The organism is Verminephrobacter aporrectodeae subsp. tuberculatae At4 (assembly GCF_000193225.1).
GTDB lineage: Bacteria > Pseudomonadota > Gammaproteobacteria > Burkholderiales > Burkholderiaceae_C > Acidovorax > Acidovorax aporrectodeae.
On record NZ_AFAL01000268.1, the window covers coordinates 1 to 985 of the forward strand.

At 68.1% G+C, this 985-nt stretch carries 1 protein-coding gene; it reads left to right on the top strand.

The features are described 5' to 3' along the window. Positions 1-985: type IV pilus assembly protein FimV (locus VTU_RS0106365; RefSeq protein WP_029554163.1), on the top strand; the 985-nt coding region annotated here is incomplete at both ends.

The following is a 985-nucleotide window of genomic DNA, read 5'->3' on the forward strand; positions in this document are numbered from 1 at the left end:
CTTGGCGCTGGGTCGCATCAATGTGCAGTCCGTCCTGGGCGAGCCACTGCGCGCCGAAATCGAACTGCCGCAAATCACCCCGGCCGAAGCCGATTCCCTGCGCGCCACGATTGCCTCCCCGGAAGTCTTCCGTGCCCAGGGCATGGAATACACGCAGGCGATAAACAATCTGCAGGTTGAACTGCAGCGCCGACCCGATGGCACGACCATGCTGCGGCTCTCGGGTGAGCGCCCGGTCAGCGATCTGTTCCTCGACCTGGTGCTCGACGCCCGCTGGGGTTCCGGCCACATCGTGCGCAACTACACCATGCTGTTCGACCCGTCGTCCGCACGCCGCGCAGCGCCTGCGGTCACGGCGGCGGCGCAGATGGCGGCCGGGCAGTCCGCAGCATCCGACGCGACCCCTGCGCAGCCGCGTACCGACGAGGATGCCATGACCCCGGCGTCCGCCACACGGCTCGCGCCAGCCGACGGCGTCACGGTGCGGGCCGGCGACACCGCGGGTCGCATCGCGAATGCCTACCGTCCGGCGGGGGTCTCGCTCGACCAGATGCTGGTCGCCTTGGTGCACAGCAATCCCGACGCCTTCATCCGGGGCAACGCGAATCTCCTCAAAGCCGGCGCCGTTTTGCAGATTCCCGACCAGGCAACGGCGCAGGCCACGCCAGCGTCCGAGGCGCGGCAGATCCTGGCCGCGCAGGCGCGCGACTTCAACGCCTTCCGCAACAAGCTCGCGACCGCAGTGCCCGCAACCGGAATCGCCGCTGCGCAGCGCTCGGCCACAGGCAACGTCCAGACCCGGGTGGAAGACAGAAGAGCCGCGACCACGGCGCCCGACAAGCTCACCCTGTCCAAAGGCGCGGTCAAAGGGCGCAAAACTGCCGAGGAGCAGCTTGCCAAGGACAAGCAGGCGCACGAGACCACAACGCGGATGGCCGAGCTGTCCAAGAACATCACCGAACTGAACCAACTCGGAGCGGCGTCC